Origin of the sequence: Pseudoduganella lutea (genome assembly GCF_004209755.1) — a bacterium.
GTDB classification, from domain to species: Bacteria; Pseudomonadota; Gammaproteobacteria; order Burkholderiales; family Burkholderiaceae_D; genus Rugamonas; species Rugamonas lutea.
Map to the genome: position 1 here is coordinate 6622469 of NZ_CP035913.1, position 22149 is coordinate 6644617.

The 22149-nt window shown below is 54.5% G+C and carries 27 protein-coding genes and 2 pseudogenes; 19 read left to right on the top strand and 10 right to left on the bottom strand.

Features of this window, described 5'->3' with window-relative positions; all coding sequences use genetic code 11:
• Positions 1 to 37: 37 nt before the first annotated feature.
• The 11 genes from EWM63_RS27970 (at position 38) to EWM63_RS28020 (ending at position 3925) form a co-directional block, all read left to right on the top strand.
• Complete coding sequence (locus EWM63_RS27970) at positions 38 to 226, top strand: hypothetical protein (protein ID WP_130189445.1); 189 nt, start codon at positions 38 to 40, stop codon at positions 224 to 226.
• A 17-nt stretch (positions 227 to 243) separates the two neighbouring features.
• Positions 244 to 438 carry a hypothetical protein gene (locus EWM63_RS27975; RefSeq protein ID WP_130189446.1) on the top strand — a complete coding sequence of 65 codons (195 nt, stop codon included), beginning with the start codon at positions 244 to 246 and terminating at the stop codon, positions 436 to 438.
• Positions 439 to 448: 10 nt separating this feature from the next.
• Positions 449 to 1027, top strand: coding sequence for a hypothetical protein (locus EWM63_RS27980; protein WP_130189447.1), 579 nt, complete (start codon positions 449 to 451; stop codon positions 1025 to 1027).
• 11 nt (positions 1028 to 1038) lie between these two features.
• Positions 1039 to 1230: a hypothetical protein gene (locus EWM63_RS27985; RefSeq protein ID WP_130189448.1), complete on the top strand. Its 192-nt coding sequence runs from the start codon at positions 1039 to 1041 to the stop codon at positions 1228 to 1230.
• A 118-nt stretch (positions 1231 to 1348) separates the two neighbouring features.
• Positions 1349 to 1552, top strand: a complete 204-nt coding sequence (locus tag EWM63_RS27990; protein ID WP_207221172.1) for a hypothetical protein — start codon at positions 1349 to 1351, stop codon at positions 1550 to 1552.
• A gap of 11 nt (positions 1553 to 1563) precedes the next feature.
• Positions 1564 to 1794 carry a hypothetical protein gene (locus EWM63_RS27995; protein WP_130189450.1) on the top strand — a complete coding sequence of 77 codons (231 nt, stop codon included), beginning with the start codon at positions 1564 to 1566 and terminating at the stop codon, positions 1792 to 1794.
• A 99-nt stretch (positions 1795 to 1893) separates the two neighbouring features.
• The gene (locus tag EWM63_RS31925; RefSeq protein ID WP_165390966.1) at positions 1894 to 2061 is read left to right on the top strand and encodes a hypothetical protein; all 168 of its coding nucleotides are present in this window, start codon (positions 1894 to 1896) and stop codon (positions 2059 to 2061) included.
• A 23-nt stretch (positions 2062 to 2084) separates the two neighbouring features.
• A complete protein-coding gene (locus EWM63_RS28000; protein ID WP_130189451.1) occupies positions 2085 to 2345 on the top strand; it encodes a hypothetical protein in 261 nt (86 codons plus the stop codon).
• A gap of 27 nt (positions 2346 to 2372) precedes the next feature.
• Positions 2373 to 2573, top strand: coding sequence for a hypothetical protein (locus EWM63_RS28005; protein WP_130189452.1), 201 nt, complete (start codon positions 2373 to 2375; stop codon positions 2571 to 2573).
• Positions 2574 to 2959: 386 nt separating this feature from the next.
• Positions 2960 to 3268: a hypothetical protein gene (locus EWM63_RS28015; RefSeq protein ID WP_130189454.1), complete on the top strand. Its 309-nt coding sequence runs from the start codon at positions 2960 to 2962 to the stop codon at positions 3266 to 3268.
• The gene (locus tag EWM63_RS28020) at positions 3269 to 3925 is read left to right on the top strand and encodes a hypothetical protein (protein ID WP_130189455.1); all 657 of its coding nucleotides are present in this window, start codon (positions 3269 to 3271) and stop codon (positions 3923 to 3925) included.
• Between the two features lie 214 nt (positions 3926 to 4139).
• On the opposite strand, the gene EWM63_RS28025 is transcribed toward EWM63_RS28020, so the two are convergent.
• Positions 4140 to 4316, bottom strand: a complete 177-nt coding sequence (locus tag EWM63_RS28025) for a TraB/GumN family protein (protein WP_130189456.1) — start codon at positions 4314 to 4316, stop codon at positions 4140 to 4142.
• A 483-nt stretch (positions 4317 to 4799) separates the two neighbouring features.
• On the opposite strand from EWM63_RS28025, the gene EWM63_RS28030 reads away from it, so the two are divergent.
• The 4 genes from EWM63_RS28030 to EWM63_RS28045 all read left to right on the top strand — a co-directional run bounded on the left by EWM63_RS28030 (position 4800) and on the right by EWM63_RS28045 (position 8669).
• On the top strand, positions 4800 to 5123 hold the full coding sequence (locus EWM63_RS28030; protein WP_130189457.1) for a DUF6968 family protein: 324 nt from the start codon (positions 4800 to 4802) through the stop codon (positions 5121 to 5123).
• A gap of 81 nt (positions 5124 to 5204) precedes the next feature.
• Positions 5205 to 5624 (top strand): GNAT family N-acetyltransferase, encoded by a 420-nt coding sequence (locus tag EWM63_RS28035; protein WP_130189458.1) that lies wholly within the window; start codon positions 5205 to 5207, stop codon positions 5622 to 5624.
• 276 nt (positions 5625 to 5900) lie between these two features.
• The gene (locus EWM63_RS28040; RefSeq protein WP_130189459.1) at positions 5901 to 6437 is read left to right on the top strand and encodes a hypothetical protein; all 537 of its coding nucleotides are present in this window, start codon (positions 5901 to 5903) and stop codon (positions 6435 to 6437) included.
• Positions 6438 to 7022: 585 nt separating this feature from the next.
• Entirely contained in the window at positions 7023 to 8669 is a 1647-nt protein-coding gene (locus tag EWM63_RS28045; protein WP_165390967.1) for a hypothetical protein, read from the top strand.
• A gap of 39 nt (positions 8670 to 8708) precedes the next feature.
• On the opposite strand, the pseudogene EWM63_RS28050 reads toward EWM63_RS28045, so the two are convergent.
• Positions 8709 to 8871, bottom strand: a pseudogene (locus tag EWM63_RS28050) (IS3 family transposase); the annotation flags it as partial.
• 262 nt (positions 8872 to 9133) lie between these two features.
• Here EWM63_RS28050 and EWM63_RS28055 point away from each other — a divergent pair.
• Together EWM63_RS28055 and EWM63_RS28060 are read left to right on the top strand one after the other, a co-directional pair.
• The gene (locus EWM63_RS28055) at positions 9134 to 9505 is read left to right on the top strand and encodes a hypothetical protein (protein WP_130189461.1); all 372 of its coding nucleotides are present in this window, start codon (positions 9134 to 9136) and stop codon (positions 9503 to 9505) included.
• Between the two features lie 208 nt (positions 9506 to 9713).
• Entirely contained in the window at positions 9714 to 10067 is a 354-nt protein-coding gene (locus EWM63_RS28060) for an H-NS histone family protein (protein WP_229487545.1), read from the top strand.
• A 956-nt stretch (positions 10068 to 11023) separates the two neighbouring features.
• Here the strand turns inward: EWM63_RS28060 and EWM63_RS28065 are convergent.
• From EWM63_RS28065 to EWM63_RS28100, 8 genes and pseudogenes are all read right to left on the bottom strand, one after another.
• Positions 11024 to 11433: pseudogene (locus EWM63_RS28065) on the bottom strand (DDE-type integrase/transposase/recombinase); the annotation flags it as partial.
• Positions 11434 to 11984: 551 nt separating this feature from the next.
• Positions 11985 to 13640, bottom strand: a complete 1656-nt coding sequence (locus tag EWM63_RS28070) for a methyl-accepting chemotaxis protein (protein ID WP_130189462.1) — start codon at positions 13638 to 13640, stop codon at positions 11985 to 11987.
• Positions 13641 to 14308: 668 nt separating this feature from the next.
• Positions 14309 to 15058, bottom strand: coding sequence for an ABC transporter ATP-binding protein (locus EWM63_RS28075; RefSeq protein ID WP_130189463.1), 750 nt, complete (start codon positions 15056 to 15058; stop codon positions 14309 to 14311).
• Positions 15048 to 15806, bottom strand: a complete 759-nt coding sequence (locus EWM63_RS28080; protein ID WP_130189464.1) for an ABC transporter permease — start codon at positions 15804 to 15806, stop codon at positions 15048 to 15050. The genes EWM63_RS28075 and EWM63_RS28080 overlap by 11 nt, the downstream gene beginning before the upstream one ends.
• Positions 15807 to 15830: 24 nt before the next feature.
• On the bottom strand, positions 15831 to 16265 hold the full coding sequence (locus EWM63_RS28085; protein ID WP_130189465.1) for a cupredoxin domain-containing protein: 435 nt from the start codon (positions 16263 to 16265) through the stop codon (positions 15831 to 15833).
• Between the two features lie 3 nt (positions 16266 to 16268).
• Positions 16269 to 16835: an SCO family protein gene (locus EWM63_RS28090; protein ID WP_130189466.1), complete on the bottom strand. Its 567-nt coding sequence runs from the start codon at positions 16833 to 16835 to the stop codon at positions 16269 to 16271.
• A complete protein-coding gene (locus EWM63_RS28095) occupies positions 16832 to 17860 on the bottom strand; it encodes an ABC transporter substrate-binding protein (protein ID WP_130189467.1) in 1029 nt (342 codons plus the stop codon). Before EWM63_RS28095 ends, EWM63_RS28090 begins: the two co-directional genes overlap by 4 nt.
• Positions 17861 to 18444: 584 nt before the next feature.
• On the bottom strand, positions 18445 to 19257 hold the full coding sequence (locus tag EWM63_RS28100) for a hypothetical protein (protein WP_130189468.1): 813 nt from the start codon (positions 19255 to 19257) through the stop codon (positions 18445 to 18447).
• A gap of 548 nt (positions 19258 to 19805) precedes the next feature.
• Between EWM63_RS28100 and EWM63_RS28105 the strand changes: the two genes are divergently transcribed.
• Both EWM63_RS28105 and EWM63_RS28110 read left to right on the top strand, forming a co-directional pair.
• On the top strand, positions 19806 to 20195 hold the full coding sequence (locus tag EWM63_RS28105; protein ID WP_207221173.1) for a hypothetical protein: 390 nt from the start codon (positions 19806 to 19808) through the stop codon (positions 20193 to 20195).
• A gap of 804 nt (positions 20196 to 20999) precedes the next feature.
• Positions 21000 to 21536 (top strand): GNAT family N-acetyltransferase, encoded by a 537-nt coding sequence (locus EWM63_RS28110; RefSeq protein WP_130189469.1) that lies wholly within the window; start codon positions 21000 to 21002, stop codon positions 21534 to 21536.
• The last annotated feature ends 613 nt before the right edge of the window (positions 21537 to 22149 follow it).

The window sequence follows — 22149 nt, forward strand, 5'->3', positions numbered from 1 at the left end:
CCTGTCCGTCGCAGCTGCCGACACTAAGGAAAAGGACATGATGATGAGCGACGATCTCCTGGCAGCGTTCAACGATTTCAACGATGCGGCCTACGCAATTGGCCACTGCCAGCTCGCGCAGGCATCGGCAGCGCCGCAGCGTCTTGAAGTTGCCCGCAACGCCTTCCACACACTCTTCATGGATGCGGTTAAGGCCGATGCCGCCGCAGGCCGCAAACGTCCGTAATCACCGAGGAGATCGCCATGAAAATCAACGAACAGTGGTTGGCCGAATCTGCATCCTCTTTTGCGCAACTGATCGAGGGTGCGGATGGGGGAGAAGTCGGCCGCTGGATGTGGGAAGACATGGATGACACGTGGCGCGCGGCCAGGGGGTTAGGCATCACGCATGCGAATGAGGATGCGTTGGCCGAGGCCGAGGCGTGGCAGAACACTTAATCGGAGAACAATGGACGCGGAACTGGCAAAGACAATCGCAGCTTACGGGGGCTTGGGCTTGGGCCTCGTTAATCTCGCTCATTCGATGTACAAAGACTACTGGCGGAAGGCTCGGCTCGAAGTGTTCGTTGGTGATGCACGTATCCGTACTGAGGTTGATGGATCATATGATATCGAGGTGCCGATACAACTGCGGGGCAAGGGAGGAACGGTTACGCTCCGATCTGCGGAGATTCGATCCAAAACCTATATTACTCCTGAGCTAAAGCACTCACGTCCGATTGGATTGGTCATGGATCACCCAGGTCGCAGTTTGTTAGACGTACCCTTCCAAGATTTCGGCGCTGAATTGGGCCGCAGAAGCGAAGGGGGCTATGAATTTTCGACCCTAAAACTAGAGGACAAGGACGCCAAGTTTGTTGTTGTGGCCGAGCGCGTCATCGTGCCCAGGGGACCTGATGGCTATTGGGAGTGGTCGTTAGGAGGCTGGGAGCTGGTTCTACATCACTCGGCTGGAGAGTCAGCGATACCCTTTGAATTTAAAAGGCACTCCACGGATAAGAACCCCAACCGATATACAGCGAATTAGAACGGAAAAAAATGGAAACCAATGCAGTTGATGACGAAGATTTGTTGGAATTGGAACTTCTCTGGGAGGCCATAGATGAAGAAGGTCGCGGCCGATTGCTGCGGTTCGCGCAACGCGTAGCGGCTCTGCCAAAGCACATCATTTTAACGCCAGAGCAGGCACAATACATGTCCGATAACGATGCGGACTTTCCGTATAGCTGAACAGAGGAAAAGTGCGCTAATTCGCGGCCGCGAAACTTAATTGATCTGCGCTAAAGTGGCGCCGTAACTAGTCAGCGCCGGGGCAAGCAAAACGGTATAAACCGTATCGAAAGAATCTATGCATAAACAAATGTACGAGCTGTCGATTGAGCTTCGCGATGATGGAACGATTGCGATCACACAACCAGCTGGGATAGAAGAGCCGTCCGTTGTTCTTGTCGCTCCTGAACAGGTCGCCATCGTCGTGGACTGGCTCAACGAGGCTGCTGCAAGAGCGATGACCAAAGGCGTTATGCCGGCCTCTCGTTCAGGCAACGGCTGAGCAACGAAATCATGGCTAAGAAAACCTATTCAGTCGTCGCGATTCGACCTGGCCGGAGACAGGACTACTCGAGATTCAACCAAGGTGTGCAGGTGAACGATACCGGTGAACAGCTTCATACTGATTTGCTTTCGCTTAGCGTGACTATCGAGGCAATCAGCAGGACCGATGCGGAAAACAAAGTGCGCGCCCGGTACCCTGACCATTCAATCGACAGTGCTGCAACCCAGCAACTAGGATGACGGAAAAATCGTGGCTCCGTTTTCGCGGCCGCGAAACTGAACCAACCGCGTCATGATGACGCCCGCAACCGGCCGGCAGCCCGTCAAAGAGGTAACAACATGCATCCAGTAGTACGTAAGCTGTTCTTCACAGACCGCGTTGTTGTCAAAAACACCTATGGCACTTCCTTTGAAGCGGAAGGATTGTTCTTGAACTGGTTCGGCCGCAATGTGCCATTCGTGGCCATGGGGGTATGGGCAGGCTTCATGCTCGCCTTTGCAGTCTGATGTGGGCAAGGCCGAGGAAAACTATGAAACTGACACTCCAACAGCAGGTCGCAGCGATCCATCGCGCCGCAAGGGATCAAGGCAAATCCGAAGAGTTCACGGCCCGAGCGGTCATCTTTTGGCTGGAGTGGCAACTTGACCTTTCGCTGGCCGGGAACGGTTGGCTCGACAATGACGAAGCCACCCTTGAAGCGATTTCGGAGGACGAAAAGCAGATCCTGGAATTCAAGCAGTTTATGGCCTCGGCTGGCATTATCGGCTGGTACAACCGCGCGATGGATTGAACAAGGAAACGGGCCGGAGACGTGGGAATGAAAATCAGATCTCGAACGGGCCTCATCATGACGCCTGAGCAGTTTGACGAACTGTGGAAACAGTTCGAGGCGAATGCCAAGCTCGTTGATCCTGACGCATTCCATGTTGAAGGCGGTGAGGAGCGATTCACAGCCTCCATGGACGGCCTGAAAGGTTTGCTTCGCGACGTAATAGTTCGGCGCAAAACCAAGCCGTAGGCCGATAAATTAGGCTCGAGGAAAATATGTCAGCCATCACAGCCACCCTTTACCCATGCGCCCACTGTAAGGAAACTGGAGCCTGCTCCACAGGCCACAATGGGTTGTCGTGTGCAGTATGTGTCGGGGAACATACCCTGAAAGGTGAACACTACGGATTGGCATGTGGTGTTTGTGGCGGCATGGGTAAAGCCGAACCAAGGACTGAGCGGATCAACAAACGCATGGCGCCAATCTTGGCTTACTCGATGGTGATCCTCTTGTTGATTGCTATTGGACTAGCCGCATACACGAACAAGCATTTATCTGAAATATTGGCGTTTGCAGGAACTGTAATCGGTGCGATTACGGGCCACTACTTCTCTCGCAGCGAGACATAGGAAAATATGAAGGCTGTTTCGATCCTAATCGGCGCCACAATTGGTGCAACTCTGTTCGCCGGAATCGGTTTCGTCGCGGGCGCAGTCATAGCGGGCCCTCGCGGCTGGTTCACGCCGATGGTGCGCGTTGTTGTGGAAAACCGGAGTGACCAGGACGTCACGAACATCGTATTGACACATCGATCGGACCGTCAATTGAGCACGGTGCTATTGTCATCTTTGAAGAACCGCCAGCCTTCCGAATCGAAAACTGGATCAACGCCTGAGGCCAAGGAAGACCCTGTGCTCAATCCTCGAAAGAGAGGGGAAATGTAATTGGACGCGTTAAAGATAGATAGCCTGCCCGCGATAGTGGAAATCCTCAAGGAATTGCTCAGCACTACTATCGGCAGCACGGTGCTAGCAATTTTCCTCTTTATTTATCTTCTTATAAAGGTGCCGCAATTACCACTTCTTCGGTCGCTCCTTAGTAGAAAAGAATCGCGCCTGAAATGGTTGAATGATTATTCGACCACGAGCAGAGATGAGGAATTTTGTAAAAATGTCGTGGAGGACATCCGCGATGCGCTGATTTTCGAGAAAGCCACCGGTATATATGCTGAAAGGGCATGGCGCAAAGGGCTCGTTGAATTGCATGACCGAACCGGAGTGTCGTGGGTCACAATGAGAAGGGCAAGGAAGTACATGGATATCGCCATCGATGGAACTGTCTTCATTCGGCAATTCAAATTGGGCGACCGAGTAGAGGCACGATTCAATACCGTGATGATGTGGCTGTTTTTAGCTATAGCGACTTTGCTTTTCATAACGATCATGCTCTTCGAGCCAAGCGTGTCGCTTGGGGCGGCTGGACTTTTGGTTACTTTTCTGCTGGTTGGCTTTGCCATGGGAGCAGCACATCAAAACTGGCCAATGCATGCAGCGAACGCTATCAATGACAAACTGCGAGTCACTGCACATGCGGCGAGCTAGGGAAGAAAACTGCGGTGCTGATCTAGCGTCCGTGAAACTGAACCACTCGCGCCCCGGTGCCGCCCGAGGCTGGCCAGCGCCGGCGCGAGGAAAAGGTAGCAGTCTTTCTCGGCACAGCCTGCGAATCGAGCCATAGACTGCAGCGACCGATGACATCGTCGACACCCTGCTTCGCACTTTCGCGCGCGAAACTCGGGACATAGGGTGTGAAGTGTCAAGGGGTAGATCGGCCTGGTATCCTCGTGGGGCGTATGCGGTAACCCGCCTGGGTCAGCAGGCTAACAAGCCCATCGGGTCCAGGCAGATGTGCAGCACCGACAGCAACCACAGCATTCCCAGAATTCAGCTCGGAAACCAGCCATGACTGAAAAAACAGAAAACCCTTTGACATCTACTGTTTCCTGTACCGCTCGTATTACGGGAACAGATGAGAACCCCAAAGCTGTTCAGATCAGTGCAAGGTCCCTTCCTAGCGAAGGGCAGTCGATAAGGGCGCTCTACTGCTGGGCCAATGTAAACCGACACACGAGAGCGACTGTCGACCGATACACATGGGGTACAGTTTCCGTGCGAGGTGGCAACGTGTACATCGATCCAATTTAGCGGAACGGAAAACATGTACTCGCAAATGATGCTCGACCAGAATACCAAAGCCTTTGCTGCCTACAATTCACTCAGCGATGGGATTGATGCAGCATTTAGGCAGGGCAAATATGCGGGTGCGATAGACACCCCCAAGTGCCCGCATCCCGAAGGGACTCCCGATCATGATTGGTGGAACCGTGGATTTGACAATGGGACTGACTGCTTGGCGCACGGTCTCGACCCGTATTCAGACTGCGCCTAATCCGAAAGTGAACAAGACGGAAAAACAATGGGTACGCCGATCGTAAGTAGAGATTGCCAAGTGCAGGCGCCGGAAGGCCCGGCGTTCTTTACAAGAGTGGGCGTACAGCAGCCCGTGCAGAAAGACGGCAAATGGTGGGAATGTAAGCTGAGCTTACCCGGCATACTTGAGGACGATCGTGTCGCATTTGGCGTCGACGAGTGGGACGCGCTGCAAGCAGGGATGCAATTGGTATGGATCGAACTTGATCATAAGGCAAAGACTGGATGGCAATTCTCGTGGTGGAACGGCGAGACTACCGATGTCGATCAGCTACTGCCTCAGTGGGGTCGAGAGTTGCGGCCTTGTTAGTACCTACAAAACGGAAAACCCAGCTTTCGCGCGCGAAAGTCAGCAAAGGCAAAGTGACGTGGCGAGTAAGTCGAAGAGGCGATGAAAATGATTGAGTTTGATCAGGTATCTAAAGAGGAACTGGTGACTTTTATCTCGGAAAATTTTGATCGTTTCGACAGCGAAAGAACACCAGGATTCCCGGAGAACATGCTTTTCGACTTAGAGAGCGACTCCTTCCAGTTCTTCCGCAACCCAAACGGATTCGCGATTGCGTTCACAGGAAGACCAACCGAAGTCGAGCTGATGTTCTTGTACGTGCGAAGGTCGGCAGAAGGGCAAGGGATAGGGACGCAACTAATCGATAGTGTGAAGCACATGGCAGCAGGGCTCCCGGTTACGCTCAAATGTGAAGGATCCGACCGAGAAGCGTATTTTCGGGGGCGTGGATTTAAAGCTGTTATGCAGGTATCGAAGGACCGCTTCTGCATGCAGTGGCTACCTGCAAATCAGTCGATCTAATCGACCCGCAGAAACAACTTAGTACCGAATAGTGCCCCGCTAAGGAAAAGTCTGACTTTCGCGCGCGAAAGTCTCAACAAGGAAAACATGCAGATACCACAAATTGATCAATCTGAGTTTGTTAACTTAGTTGCCACAAAGCGTTTTAAAGATGCCTTCCGTTGTGTTATGGGTACGGGAGACAAACCAGTTATCTGCGGCCGAGAATTGCTAAAGCTGTTTGCGAACCTAGGCCCAGAAGATCGATAGGACATGCTTGCATGGTGCTCGACGACTATGGAGCTGGAACCCCTTGAAGCTATACGCTGGTACGTTGATCAGATTGCACGGCATGAACTGGGTCACGCCGTAGCTGCCAGACTCTTGGGTTTTCACAGCGGCAAAATGGTTTTGGCGGTGTCTGCTGCGAATGGCGATCATGAAGCCTCAACTAGCGTTGGCCTTGACATGGCCCTTTCCGACGTCAGTCAGATCCGAAGCTATGTCGAGAAAAGGGTAATCGTACTTATGGCCGGAACGATGGCTGAGCCAGACACGTCACAAGATTTAATGGCAGAATTTCACGCAGCCTTTGAAGCTGGACCTGCAAACTCAGATCGTCAAAAGTGCGAGGAGTTTTTACAACTTTTGCAGAACGTCGAAGTCGGAAATTTGGATGCTCAGCCAAACCATACCGATTACTACCGAAAATTAGTTTTTGCAACTCATCGATTGATCACAGCGAACCATGCCGCAATAGACCGCATAGCAATCAAAATGAGCCATCAAGTTCAGACGTTTGGTCAGATAGTTAAGTGGCCCCCAGTGACGTAGAGGCGCTGCTTGGACAGGAAAGCTGGATCAACCCGCTATCCGGTATTAGTGCCAACTAAACCATCGCGTACAAGAACGGAAAATGCGCCCTAGAGGCGCCCGCACCCGGCCGGCGCCGGCCCAAAGGAAAGTATGTCAAAAGCAGTGTATCAATTTGCCCGTGGGGCTGAAACATCAGAAGGCAAACTTTCTGTGTTTTTTAGTAGGAATGGTGCAGGTACTGATGCCCAGCTCTACTAACTGAGCACAGCAGCATCTACTTGAGTAATCTTGATTTCTTCTCGTAAGACGGAAGGAGCTCGAATTTTGGCGAGTGGTATCATGAGCGAAGCTGCGGCTTAAAACTGGAGTTCTCGTGCCTTAGAGCGGCAGATCGGAATACTATACTACGAGAGACCATTGGCCAGCCGGGATCGCCCCACTGTCGAACATGAAGCACAAAAGCAACTGCAGGCGCGTTGCCAAACAGCTTGCAAGCGCGGAACGCCGTAGCTGCCGTTCTCATTGAGCCGACCATTAGTCGCTACGAGAACGTTGCTCGAGTTGGTTCATCGCTGAGCTGACACTTCCAAGGTGTAAATTCGGATGCGGAAAATTGAGACCTCTCGCGGTACGTTTAGTGGCATCACTGCCTTGGCGAATTATCTTGCAATGCCGTACGCGAACGTTAAGGCCCTTGTGCGTCAAGGTCGGGTGGAGGATCTGTTCACTGGATTTTACAGGGGATATGATCCGGCCAGGCTTGCCGATATTACTGATCATCGTATTGCCTGCACGACGCTAGCTAGGCGGATTGCAGCTTACGCTAGAATCGTTGCCTATGTTCATGATCGAGTCACTTCAACTCCTGGTCTAACATTAGACGCTGCGCTATTAACGCCACAGGATCAATTTGTTTATGCAGCAAAAGACTCTGCCGGTCTGATTTCGCTTTCCTGCGGTAACCCTGCTCACCCCGTGTGGACCGTTGATGCAGGCTACCTAATGCGGACTCAACGTTGGTGCGGGCATTGCGCGAAGTCCGTAAAAAAAACTGACAACCAAGTAGAAATGGAATTAGGTATACGAGGGTTCGCGCTGCTATCGGATTACCGAAATGCTAATGCAGAGATCACGGTCAAGTGCACCAACGGCCATGTGGTCACGCATACCTTAAGCAAGATCGTCAATGGAAATGTCGGTTGCCCTCAATGTTTCTCGCCTAGAGAAGAGGCAGTTGTTCAGCACTATTTGGAATACTTTTTAGGTATTCGATTCGATCAAGTAAGGAAACGCCCTGCCTGGCTCTACGAGCTCTCTGGCCAGCGGCTAGAACTGGACGGTTACTGCACCGAATGGAAACTGGCTTTCGAGTATCAGGGGGAACATCACTATAAGACTGTCGGATATGCAATTGGAAGTGCTTTATCAGCAGTGCAGGCGCGGGACGCTGCTAAGTCGGCGGCCTGTAAGGCGGCCGGTGTCTTGTTGATCGTAGTGCCAACTTTGCCAAAACGCTGGAACGAGCAAATCGCTGCCGACCACGTGGCACAGTGTTTAGTTAGTCAGGGTTTTGGTCTCCGACGGAAAGCGTGCGACGCGCCGAAGTTCATCAAGCGCGAGCCCGAGAAACTGAGCGTCTTCCGAACCGCTATTGAAGCCGCTGAGGGCGCACTTTTGGAAGAGGTGTACAAGGGCTACCATCGGGGCCATCTGATTCGGTGCGCGTTCGGTCACGAGTGGCTTGGCACGCCCGCGTCAATTTTTCGTGGTTGCTGGTGCCCCAAGTGTGCACGCCAGAAATCCGTCGCCGGGTCGAAACGCGAACGGGCCAAGCGCTATGAATCCAGTAAGCCGGCCAGATTGCAGCAGCTGCGCGAGATAGTAGAAGCAGCTGGCGGAACATTGCTCGAAGCCGAATACAAGGGCTTGAGGTCGCCGCATGCGGTAACGTGCGGCAAATGCGGTCATGCTTGGTCGCCTACAGCCCAGTCCCTGTTCGCAGGCCATTTTTGTCAGCGCTGTGGTCGTGACAACCTGATCGCTGCAGCCAAGCGCGCTACGACAAAACGCAGTATTAGAAAATTTCACCGAGCAAAAGCTGCGGTCAAGCTGCTGGCTATCACAACGCCCAATGAAGTCGCGCGCTTCTTAGGGTTATCCGCGCATACCGTCCGGCGATACGCGAGAAAGGCAGCTGAGCAAGTCACGATTGATCTGCTCGAGGACGAGCCGGCGCCATTTAACGAGTGACTATCAGCCTGTGATCGTGACCAACAACAGGCCCTAATGTGTTTTCCAAGGAGCGCGGTGGTGAATCAATTCAGCTTTGTAGACCCATTAAAGTCTCGGCCAAGGCTTTGTCGTAGCTGTGGCCTTTGCTGCCGACAGAGGGCTCGATTCCGGCGTGCGCGGGACGCTCGTTGTACTTAATGGACACATATTGGGCAGATTGGACCGGTCGTTGTGATAGATCAACGTGTTTCTCTCCGGTGAGATGAGCTTCGAGCAGAGCTGGTTCATGAGTGCCTGGTACTGCAGGAGGCAGCTCAAGCAAGGAAGGACAGGGAGATCTAGATCGCCAGCAAGACTTCGCATATCGGGACGTTACGTCAAATCGATGTCGCCTGGGGGCCTTACCGCTTGACACAACCGTTATCGTATAGGATAACTCGCAGAGCATTACGGCGCACGACACGGACATATTGGAGGCGAGAATGCCTTTCTTGAAAAAAGACGACAACAAGATCGCGCTGGCGATGGAGGCCATGGCACAACTGCTGGAAATGCAGTCCACACAAAAATCCTGGCAGCTGTCTGCGGCTATGCAGGAACTTCCACGGCTCGACCTGACCGCATCATGTGGCGAGCATGACGATTGCGCAGATCATCTACACTCAATCTGGGAAGCAGTGGCGGTGCGTTTTCCCGGCTGCAGATCTCGACGATACGTCGATGGTATGGGAGAAGTGTATTTCGTTGTTCTGTCAGATTTCAGTGAGCTTAGCCCCAAGTTAGGAGTCGCCCATAGCGAATGCCGTGCTTGGGAAATGGCTTTAGATGCGCAACACTCTCTAGCTGGTGGATAGAGAAGAGGGCGGAACCGCAGGACGTACTCGCACATGTGGTGTTGATTCAACACCAATCTTTCACAGCAGTGCAAACAGGGACGGGTTGTCCACATTTTCTGTGGAAAGGTTGACTGAAAACTTGCGCGGATCCAGCGTCTATGCCACCTGCGGGGCGATGCCTAAAACTTAAGCATGGTGGCCCGATTTGACGTAACTGAGCGCTAAAGTGTGGCCAGGAAATTTAAGCGATGGTAAATTAGTCGATATCATCGAAAAAGGAAGAAAAATGGCTAGTTATCAGGAAATCAAAGCAAAGATCGCCGAATTAGAACGCCAGGCGGAAGAATTACGCCGCGCGGAGCGAGAGGGCGCGATCCAGAAAATTCGCGAATTGATGCAGAATCACGGTCTATCTGTACAGGACTTGGCGGGTAGTACCAAGAAGCAGCCGAAGAAGGATCGTTCGCCTGTGGCGGCCAAATACCGTGATCCCAAGTCAGGCGCAACGTGGACCGGACGTGGTCGTGCTCCACTTTGGTTGAATGGCCGAAGTAAAGACGATTTTCTGATCAAAGATTAATGGTCTGATAGTTCCGGCTGACTAGTATAAAAACTCTGTATAGCTCGATCGATGGTTCGATGCCTAGCTAAGGTGTCGGCTGCTGGATATTGCTCAGGTCTTGATCTCAGGATATTGCAACAGCACCAGCGAAACTGCATTTTCTTGTGACTGACAAATAACGTCTGTAGCCAACTCGGCTGAATACGCAAGGCGGAGTGCAGCTTACTGCCGAACGGTTTTCCTAGAAGGAGGCCACTTGACCAGATCACGCAGCGGTAGTCCAACGCTGGCTGCGATTGAGTTCATCTCTGCTATTGCCGTCACCTTCTGTGCTTCTTCGCCCGCATGTACCAGCTTTGTAATCTCTAGTGCCAAGGATCGCAGTTCTGAAACCGGCAGATCGGAAGCAAGGCTTACTAGGTCATCTACGGCCTGCGATTTTGTTACTTTCATTGATTTTAATATTGCATATTAAAAAGGTAGATTGTACGTATTGAAGCGCATCCTGTAAAGGCGGTCGATAGTGCCGCTCATAAATGTCTACGTGGGCAACTGCGCCGTCGCTATGCCAGGGGCGTCATAGCATGCCGATCCAAGGCTGGGTCATCAGCCTTGCCGATTATGTTAGGCGCCCGCGGAAAAGGCTCGCGCTCTGGTAGGGTCGTTCGGCCGTAATTCCTTCGAAGATGTCTGCGGTGGTAATGAGGCGCGTGTCCTCCATTGTCCGCCCTAGTAAGACCACGTGGATACTCCGTGTCATTGAGCCTCTCGTGGTAACGCTGCTGATACGGGCAAGTCTCGAAAGAACTCGATGAGGCCGCGGTTCATCTTCGTGTACCCGCTGTGCTGACGCATCGCTTCCCACTCTGCGTGGTCCAGGCCCTTGCGTTGTCAAGCACGCTGAGGCTGAAGCCCGGTTGCTTAGATCATGGAGCTGCGTGCCACGGCGCAGCCAACGCTGACTAGATTGTTCAGTATTTTGACGAGCGTAGCTTTGTCGGCTCGCAATGTGTTCCTTGCTGCTGCAGTTCGCGAACGGCCTCGTGCCAGGCTGCGTAACTGTCTAGCGTAATGGTTTTCAGCGCCCGCCCTAGCAAACGTACGGCCTTGCGAAAGAATTTCTTTGCCGAGCCCACGTTGCGCCGCGGGCTGAGCCGAAAGTCGATCGTCTTGCCTGCTGCCGCAATAGCCCGGTAGAGATAAGCGCACTGCCCTCGGATCCTGATGTAGGTCTCATCGATTCTCCGGCCATGATCTCGACGAGGTCATGGTATGACAGCTTATAGCGCAGCTATCCGTGTACGCTGAGAACGATTATCTCCTGCTCGAAAGTGCCTGCCTTGAACAGGTCAGTCTTGCTCCGGCGGGCGTGCGTGCTGTGCAACGGTCGTCATTCTAGCTGAGCTGCAGGTTTCCATAACCGCCCTTTTATGCGCGGTCGTTGAGCCTTTAGTCCTACACGTGTAAGTTTTGTAATTAGCCAATGAATATCGACGCACGGGTCATCCTTATGTAGCAGAAAGAAGATTCCAGCCCATTCTTCATCGACTTCGCTATTCCAAACAGTGAAATTAACGATCGGATACTCGTCTGTGAAAGCAATAAGAATTTGGGAATCTGCTTGGAGATCAGATATGTCCAGTGTCCAGTACTGAAGGAATTTAACAATCAGCAAACTTTTCTTCAAGGGAACTCCCAAACGACTGCACTGCTGGTTGTCAACTTATATGACTAGAATACTCGCGACGACATCCAGGTTATTCGCTCGTCATCTCCTAGCCCGCTAGCGAGCTTTCGCCACGGCAGTATTTAGTAGCGGCAGGGCATCCCGAACACGGAGAATTCACCAATGTTGTATCACCAACGCTGCTGCGGGTTTCTATAGCACCGTCGCGTTTGCCGCGAACTGATGACTTCAATCACGGCGTCATAGCCTCAGGGGACTGTAGCTAGCTGAGTGCGTTTCTGCCGTATGTCAGTCGGAGCTGTTGCGTAACGGAGCGCGCCTTCAGGGACAACCGACGTTACCTCGGTCGGACTGAGTTTGAATATGCTTACCGCGCGTAGCAGCTGGGCTGCTTGGCCCTGCATAGATTCGGACGCGGCTGCCGCTTCCTCAACCAGCGCTGCATTCTGCTGGGTGACCTGATCCATCTGCACCACTGCAGCATTGATCTGCTCAATGCCAGCGCTCTGCTCACCACTTGCCGAGCTGATCTCAGCCATGATGTCGTTCACGCGACGAACGCTATCCAAAATCTCGGCCATTGTGGCCCCGGCCTCGTTGACGAGAGCACTGCCGTTTGCAACCTTTGTGACGGAGTTTTCGATCAGCCCCTTAATCTCCTTCGACGCAACGCCCGCTCGCTGCGCCAGATTGCGCACCTCGGCTGCAACCACCGCAAAGCCACGCCCCTGTTCGCCGGCGCGTGCCGCTTCAACGGCAGCGTTAAGTGCAAGGATATTAGTCTGGAAGGCTATTCCGTCGATCACACTGGTAATGTCGGCAATCATACCGGCGGCCGTGGCGATCTCGTCCATGGTACCTACGACCTGACCAATTACCGCACTGCCTTTGTCTGCCACTGAGGTAGCGGTATTCGCTAGCACTTGCCCTTGACGCGCGTTGTCGGCATTCTGGCGAACGGTCGCAGTCAGCTCCTCCATTGAGGAAGCGGTTTCTTCCAGCGATGATGCCTGCTCTTCAGTGCGGGACGACAGATCCATGCTTCCGGCCGCGACTTGGCTCGACGCGCTGGCAATCATCTGGGTGCTACTCTGAACCGTTTGAACGATGGCCGCGAGACTGTCCCGCATGTGGCTGATCGAGCACATCATGCTGGTCGAATCGCCGGCGCGGGTATGGATCTCTACCGTCAAGTCGCCTGCGGCAATGCTCGCAGCGGCACTAGCGGCATCGACCGGCTCGCCGCCAAGTTGGCGCACCAGGACACGCGCAATGGCAGTCGCCAGGGTCACACTAATCAGGAATGCGGCAGTCAGTAGCGCCGTGATCCAGTTGCGCGCGCTGGCGTAAAGCGCGTCGCCGCTGCGGCTAGCTGCCTTGCCTCCAGCAATATTGGCGTCAACAATGCGCTGAAGATCGGTACTGGCCTGGTCGAACAGCTCTTGGGAGCGGCCACGCAGGAGTGCCTTGGCGTCGTCATTCCGGTTGGCGCGCGATAGCGCGATGACCTCTCGATGTTGGCTGAGGTAAGCGTTCCAGGCAACACTAAATTTGTCATATAGCTGTTGCTCCTCGTTTGAACTGATGAGCCTCTCGTATTCAGTCCGACTTGATGCCAGGGTCTTACCGACTTGCTCGAGCGTACGTTCATAATTCGTCATCTCGGCCTCGTCGTGAGACAAGATGTGCTGCAGCTCGGCTATTCTAAAGTCCGAGGTGGCTGTATTCATATCGCCGGCATAGCGCACGCTTGGCATCCAGTTCACTTCCATCTCGGTGGAGGTCTGGTTGACGCTGTCCAGCTTGAGGAGGGAGAAGCCACCCAGCAGTAGGGTGAGGGCGACTGTAATGCCAAAGGCCAGGCGCAACTTGCTTGCGACGGTCAGTCTATAAAACCAGTTCATGAGGGATTCCGTTGGTTGTAACGCGTGCTGGATGTGCCAGACGCTAGGCATAGCTTCAAGCGAAGAGGTTACGCACAACGGAAAACTTAGCGGAGGACAGGAATGGGGTCCATCACGCACCGTTCAGGTGCGCGCTCACTGTACCAGAACCGCCATTGGGAATACCACCTAGTTGCCTCGATACAACATAAAATTTAAGATCAATTCTGCTCACATGTATTGCACCTCGTATGGCAACCATTGGTGGACTCCGCTAGTGTGAGCCAGACTGACATAAATTCGTAGTCCAAATTGCATGTAACAGTTGCCTTAACTTCCGTGCGCGAAATTTAGCCTAACGGTTCCAGCGGATCATAGTAGTTACCTAGGATATTCCTTCCAGGATCGAACAGGCGGGCTAGTCACTTGGCTTACCCCATAAAGTCTGCTACGAGTCCTCCACGAGCTAAAACGATTTAGGAAGGTTGTCCGTCTAAATAATGTTTGCCAAAATTGCGCGGACAACCGTTTCAGATCGGCAACTTGCCACAATGAAGTTTGCCGTGGCCTGCCACCCACGTGCATTGCCCGACAGTCTGTTCCCAACCCAGAGTCGGCCTTCGCATTGCAATCGTGGCGAAAAATCTCGGCTCATCGTTATCACAGAGTGGCTGCGTGGTATCGTAACTCTACTGAAACGTCAGGCCCAGTTCTACCAGAATGGCGTCTTTCATTTCCTGGAAGCGTGGCTCGGACAGCTTGCGGGGATGCACTGCGTCGATAGCGAATGAGCGTCTAATTTTTGCCGGGCGAGGTGAGAGCACCATGATGCGGTCGGCAAGGTACAGGGCTTCTTCGACATCGTGGGTGATTAAGATGACGGTGTGGCGTTCCTCCTGCAAGATGCGCAGCAGCTCGTTGCGCATTCGCAAGTTCATCAACGCGTCCAGGGCCGAGAACGGTTCGTCCATGTACAGGATTTCGGGCTTAACCACCAGGGCCCTGGCGATCTCCACCCGCTTGAGCATGCCACCGGACAATTCGCGCGGATAGGCTTGCTCGAATCCTTTTAGTCCCACCATCTCCGCGTAGTGGTCGGCTAGGCGGTGCTTCTCCGGCGCCGTGCCCTGATTCAGGCCGAACATTAGGTTTTCACGCACGGTCAGCCAGGGAAACACCGAGCCGTTCTGCGAGATCACGATGCCTTTCGGGCTCGGCCCCTTTGCCACCTGGCCGTCGATGCGCACGGCTCCGGTGTCCGGCTGCTCGAAGCCGGAGATCATCTTCATGATGGTCGACTTGCCGCAGCCGGATGGCCCGACGATGGCGACGAATTCCCCATCTTTGACGTCCAGCGTCAGGCCGTCCACGACATCGAGTCGCTGCCCATTGCGCGTGAAGCTCTTCTTGATATTGTCGATGCTGATTTTAGTGTCCATAGCGCCACCTTACCGAATCGAGGCCTTCCAGGCGCCGCATCATCATGTCCAGCAACAGCCCGATGATGCCTATGATGGCCATGGCTGCGATCACCAGGTCATAGCGATTGCCCGCGTTGCGCGCGTCGATGATCATGAAACCAAGGCCGGAGCTGCGTACGATCATTTCCGCCGCCACCACCACCAGCCATGCCACACCTAGGCTGATGCGCATGCCAACGACGATATCGGGCAGCACGGCTGGAGCCACCACCTGGCGAAACATCTTAGAGCGTGAAACGCCGAAGTTTATCCCGGCGTGGATGTAGCGCTTCTCGATGGTGTGCACGCCGTTTGCCGTCTGCACGATCATCGGGAACACTGACGCCAGGAAAATCAGGAATACCGGTCCCATGTCGCCCACGCCGAACCACAGGATGGCCAGGGGAATCCAGGCGATCGGCGATATCGGCCGCAGGATCTGGAATACCGGATTCAGGGTGTTGTACACCGCGTGCACCCGGCCCATCCACAGGCCGATCGGGATCGCAACCACGGCGGCCAGCAGGAAGCCGGTGGCGACCCGCTGCAGCGATGCGCCGATGTGCTTCCACAAGGTGCCATCGGCCGCCAGTTCGATGGCTCCGTCAAGCACTTGACCGGGAGTCGGGAAAATAACCGATTGGGTCAAGGTGACAGCGTAGTGCCAGATCCCGACCAGGACGACCAATAATAGGATGGGGGGCCAGATTTTCTTGAGCTTTTCCACGTGCAAGTACTTCCTTCACGAACGTTACTGGAATAACGTCGACAAGACCCTGCCCGCGCGGCGCACGCGCCACGTCAGGCGCGCGATGCCTGCCGCCGGATGGGGCTCGACGATGACTTTCATCGATCCGCTGCTGTGGGCGGAGCAGTTGAATTCATTGACCGACACCGTGTCGAACGGCAGGCGAAAATCCTGCCCGGGCATGATCAACACGGGCCCGAAGATCTGCGGCACCGTGTCGGCGTTGCGCAGGAGAAGTACGTCCTTCACTCCGAGGGTAAGGGTTATCGTGTCGGGCAGGATGTCTACCTTGTCGCCAGCCATGCGGCGAGCCCAGGTTCCCTTCTGGATCTCGAACAGCTCGTCCCGGTTCTCGTCCGACACGGGCGTGAACGCGCCCCACGCCGATAGCGCGGCGGCGACGGCAAACGGCAACCAGAGAGACCGCAAGCGTCGCATGCTTCAAGGCTTCAGCAAAATCGCCAGGTCGTGGGCGATCTCCCTGGCGGGGCGGCCGAAAGGCATCATGGCGCGCTGGCGTCCTTGACGATCGATGAAGTACAAATAGGACGAGTGGCTCATTGAATAGTCGCCGCCGCCATCGATAGGATGCTTCCTGGCGGTGATACCATAGTCTTTAAGCAGCTGGGCGATCTGGTCCCGGGTGCCAGTGATGCCAATGAAGGTGGGGTCGAACTGCGCCAGGTACGTGCGCAGGCTCTCGGGCGTGTCGCGCTCCGGGTCGACGCTAATGAACAACACCTTGACGTCCCTGGCCGCCGGGCCGACGAGCTTTTTGGCTTCGGCCAGCGCCGCCAGCGATACCGGGCACACCGTCTGGCAGTGGCTGAAGCCGAATTCAAGCACGACAACTTTGCCGCGCAGGTCGGTCAGCCTGAAGGGCTTGCCGGTGGAAGCCGGCAGGGAGATCTCCGGGGCAGGGCGGGGCGGCTCGAATATGCCGGACTTGAGCTGCTGGGCGTAGGCAGCGCCCGTGCACAGCAGCAGGGCAAGGATGAGGGTCTTCATAGGGCAAGCTTGAGCGGTTTGACGGCCTTGAAGAAGCTGTCATCGACATAGCGTTCGTAGGCGATCGGTTTCTTGAGGGTGCGTGCTTCCAGCGAGAGCTGCATCAATTCGTCGAACTCAGTGCGGATCATGCGCAGGTCGCCATAGGTGACGCGATCGTGCGGCGACTCCATGACGAACTGGATGATCTTGGGATTCTGGTTGAAAAACTTCTTATCGCCGGCGATATGGGCAGCGCGGTCGCGGTTGGCGGGCCCCTGGTCCAGCCAGGTGCCGGCGGCCTGGATGTGATTGACCAGGTCCTGCACCAGCGGGCGCTGGGTCTGAATCACGTCGTCGCGCACCGTCAGCACACAGCAGATATAGTTGCGCCATTCGTCGCGCGTCATCGCCAGAGGACGCGCGTAGCCCGCGCGCTGGGCGGCCGCGCCGAACGGCTCGCCGGTGCAATAGGCATCAACTGCCTTGGCATACAGGGCGGCGGGCATGTCTGGCGGATTCATCTCGATGATCTCGATGTCCTTCAAGGTCATGCTTTCCCGTGCCAGCATCTTGCGCAGGAAAAGATAGTCGACTGCGAAGCGGCTCGGCACCGCGATGGCGCGTCCGCGCAAGTCGCGAAACCTGCGATAGCCTGAATCGGTACGCACCATGATCACCGCTCCGGAGCGGTGCCCGAGCGAGACGATCTTGAGTGGAATGCGGGTGTTCACAAGGTCCATTACCAACGGCGCGAGCATATACGCGGCCTGGATGCGGCCGGTCATCAGCGACTCCTTAATCTCTGGCCACCCGCTGTACTTGTGATAGACGAACGGTGCAGGTCCCAGGCCGGCCTGCTGGTTCGCCAGGGTCTTGGCGGTGCAAGCGATCGGCAAGGTCAGGTTGCAGGTGACGGGCAGGCCGCCGACGGCCAGTGGGCTCACCGGTGCAGCGCCCAGCGCGATGCGTGGTAGTGCAGTCGCCAGAGCGGCGCCTAGACCCGAGTACAGCAGGCGGCGGCGCATCGGCAAATAATCTTTCATGGCTACAGCATCCTAAGATCAAAGACGGCGCCGATATCGATCGAGCGCCCGTAGCTAGGCATGGGACGCAGCAGGCCGGTACTGCTTTAGACGAAGTCGGCGAAACATACACGGCTGGCCAGCAGTGCGTACGCCTTGTCGAACAAGTTCGACACGCCTCTTTAGTGGCGTGCAGCGCGCGACAGATGGTACCTCATTTGCAGAATGACTAGGCCATACTCGGCGGTTTTCGGCTCGATCAGTGCACATAGACCCGCCCCCTTGGCCCCGACGCGGCCCACTCGCCTCAGACCTTTGGAGCACTGGGGCGATACAGGGCTTCCAGTGCGCCACTGCCTCGCATGATCGTTATAGCTCCACACTGTCTTCTTGCCTGCCGTGCGTGGCAAAGGCGCTGGCGCAGGGGCCGCTGGTTTGGTCCAGCGCTGGTGGGCAGACTCAGGCTGGCCGACAGGTTGAGGCCATACAGCTTGCAGCAGTCGGCCAAGTGCGGGCATTGATTAAGCTGCACTAGTAAGGTAGTTAGCACTTCGCGCCAATGACTTCTGCAGATCAATTGGCATAACGCCATCGAGCTCTGGAAATCAAGAGCGAGGCGAATCTCCAGCTTTTCGCGCGAACAGGTCGGGAAGCTGAATTCGGTTGGCGATTCCTTTAGGATCCCCAAACACATCCGCGAGGGAGGTCCCTGATGTTCCAGCCTGACCGTGGGCCATGCCCGTGAAATAGTTGAAGTCCAAGTCGATCCTCTCTTGGAGGCTTGAGGCATAATTCTCGGGATACCAAGCTTGCTCAAGCGCTGGCAAGGCATTGAAATGTTCAAGAGCCGCCTTGAACGAATTCGTGAGCTTGCCAGTCTGCGAATATTCTTGCCGGGTTTGCTCGGCGAATTCGATACGCCAAGCTATCTCCTCATCGTAGACTTGGCGATGAGCCGCATATTTTTCGTTAGCTGTAAATGTTCCGCTCTCGTCGTTGTAGATAGTGACCAATTGCTCCCTAGACATGCCCTTGAACGGATTTGGACCAAGAATATTGTCCATAAATTTCGTGGCCGCCTCTGCAGACTCGAAGGCGGAGGAGTCTTGTGGCTCGGGTATCTCCTTGGCTTTTTGAGCTTTGGTCGCGGGGTCCAAGTTGTAGCTCACTTCGCTCATCGTTTTGATCGTTTTATCGCGCAGTTCCGACTTCGAAAGCGAGGCATTTGCTTGCGCAGTAGTCTGCTCGGCCTTGGCCAGCCGCGAAGCCATCGTGGAAATTGAAACTGATTCGACTGATGGAGAAATGGCACCCGCGGCGTAGCCTTGGGAGACCTTGCCCTCCGTCACCACGGATGAGGGGGCGGTTGACGCTGAAGAGTCGAGGCGTGGCCCTTGCGTTGTGATATTTATCGACATGCCCAGTTTCCCATCTTCAAATTGGTGTCAGCCCAAGGGGCCGCCTCCCACGGCATCATAAGCCGTATTTTCCGCAATCAGCGCACGGGTTCGGTGGTCCCGCGCGCGCGGTAGGGCGAGCTCGCCACATTCTGATCGAGTCCAAGATGCGAGCCTTCAATGGAATTGCTTGAGGCGGTGCAGGCATGCGGGTGCGGAGCGAACGATTTGGGAAAACCCTTGCATTCTGCCTCACTCGTTGGCTGAAGCTTCCGAATTCGCGGTCTCCAAGTTGCAAGTCGGTCCAGCCTCCTGTGTGACGACGGTGGAGCGAGCACATGACCGTTACAACTTACACGAACATGAGTCTCTTGCAGAGGTAATTGGAGTTGCCGAGCAGTTCCCAAGTTATTCTTTGGTGAGTGAACCAGCTCGACCGTCCGCGAAGGGGCGAAAGCGGCCTTTCATTAGGGCGACCGTCTAAGTCGTGTCCACGGCTTCGTGCTATTTTTTCCGCTTTCTCTTTTCTTCCCCATATGACCTCCATACCTGACAGCTATGCAGATTCGATGCCCTCTGATCTTGATCTACTTGTGGAACTTGGGCGAGTAGCATGGGCAGCAGCACGTCTGCACGCAGGCGTTCGCGACTCCATCAATAAACACAGTGGTTCAACCTCGATGGCTCCTTTTGAGCTGACTCTCGGGCAAGCCATCGCTGACCTCGAAAAACGCGCGACAATCAACGGCCGCGCAGACCAAGTGGAGTGGGTTCGCGACTTTGGGCGGCCTGCTAGCCATCGTCGCAATGGAGTAATTCACGCCGTGACCTTTACAGCTCCCGATCGCAAACAGGCCATCGGAACAGTCGATATGAGTCCGCCAGGCAGATTCCTCGCTCCTGACTTGCGCGCCGTCACACTTGCGCTTATTGAAGCGAGCATGAAGTTGCCGACCTAAGACATCGATGAAAGGATAGTGAGCCGCATGCGCGACCGGCTTCCAGCCTCCAAGTTCCTCAAATTTGGGTATGGCCAGAGTCCGATGTGCGTCGAAGGCGGTCCTTCATCGTGTGCTAAAGGCGACCAAGACAATAGTGCTTCACTTCGGCCACGTCTGAACTGCCTTCGCGTGACGCGCCGCGCACTCCGCATACTGGCGCAGCAGGTCGATAGCCCAGGCCTGCCCGGCGTCGAAGTCGGTGTTGTTATCGACGCGCCAACTGCCGGGTTAGCACGGCAGTTGGCGCCCCTCTCATTTACTTTTTGGGGGATTGCTAGATTTGCTCGGTTTGAGGGCCGGATTATTCCCTGGAGTGGTTTTGTTATCACGGCGGCGCTGATCCGGCAGCCCTGTTGATTTTGCGATCGGCTTTGGTCCTGGCTTGAGTGCCATTGTCATTCTCCCTAGATTTCGAGGCGCAAGAGGATTCCCGCGCGGAACAGAAGATGGAGACTAAGCAAGCCAAAATCAAGAGCGGGATTTCATTTGTGCAACCTGCATGAATCTCTAACTCGGCCAGGCCTGAACCTTCTTGGTATGGCGTGTCGCGCACTCGGCATACTGGCGCAGCAGCTAAATCGCCTAGGCCTGCAATGCATCGAAGTCGTCGGAAGCCGGGCGCGGCTTTTCCAAACACGGCGAGGCAGCGCACTACCAAACTAAACCTATTTCCTTAAGGCAATGTCCGCGTAAGCTTAGACCAAAGAGGCCGCTTTCGGCCAGAAGCGGCCTTAGATTAAACAGAATCTGACGAAAGACCAGATGTCCTCAATCGATATACGCTACACAGAAAAGTTCCCCGAACCGGAATTTTCATCTCTGCAGAGAAGTATTTTTGCGGAGATTGAAAGAATTCCGGATGAACTAGACTCCGTCTTGCGTTCAAAAAAAATTGATATAGATTCGAGAGGTCAGCATCAAGCTCCGAAGCATAGGTTCGGTGCTTATGACGGCGAGGAGCTTGTTGGGTGGACCTACGGCTGGTTTGAGCATAACAACGTTTTCTATATGGCGAATAGCGGCATTAAGCCAACTCATCGACGTAAGGGGGTTTACACTGCTTTGTTAAACGTGATCCGAAGCTATGCATTGGAGCAGGGAGCTTGGTGTATCCGATCTCAGCACTCTGTCGTCAACAACGCCGTTATTATTGCCAAGCTACGGGCAGCTTTTCACATCACAGGCTTACATCAGTCCGGACAAATGGGAACACTTGTTGAGTTAACCCAGCATCTGTCTGACAAGCATGAGCAGATGTTTCGAGATCGCGTGATGCCCTATGGTATCCCAAAAAAGTGAACTTGCTCTAAGGCGGCCGCAACAACAACGGCCACGTTAGGGCGGAAGTTGTCGTACACTGGATGATAGCAATCGGCCACAAGCGGATCTTGAGTAAGCTCATTGACGTTTATAGTTTTTGCAAAGCTGGTCAAGTACAAAAATGAAAATTTCTTCTTTTATATTGCTTCTTTCAACAATGTCCTTGTCTGTTGGATTCTGTCAAGATACAGTAAAACCCGTGGCGTCCCGCGAAGATCCTGCCCCTAAAAAATTACCTGTCGTAGAGGAGCTGGTCGACTATGACTACGCCTGGGACCAATTTGCGCACAGAGGCAGATTGATTTGGGACTGTCGGGGGCTGCAATCTGGTCGCTTTGTTGGCCCTGAATTTTGCGTTAATAAGGAAATGGTGGAAACGCATTGGCCCGATAAGAAGATTCCTGGGGACTGGAAACGATAAAATTAAATTAACCTTTGTTTCCAAGTGCCTCGATGCACGAAACGTAGACGAACGACCGGGGCGAGAGCCGCCTGTCGTGACTGTCTGTGACTTTTCCGTTCGGCGAACTGCTGTGCTGCGGCGAACGGCCGAGTTCGGCCAAAAGCAGCCATAGCGAATGGAACGTAATGC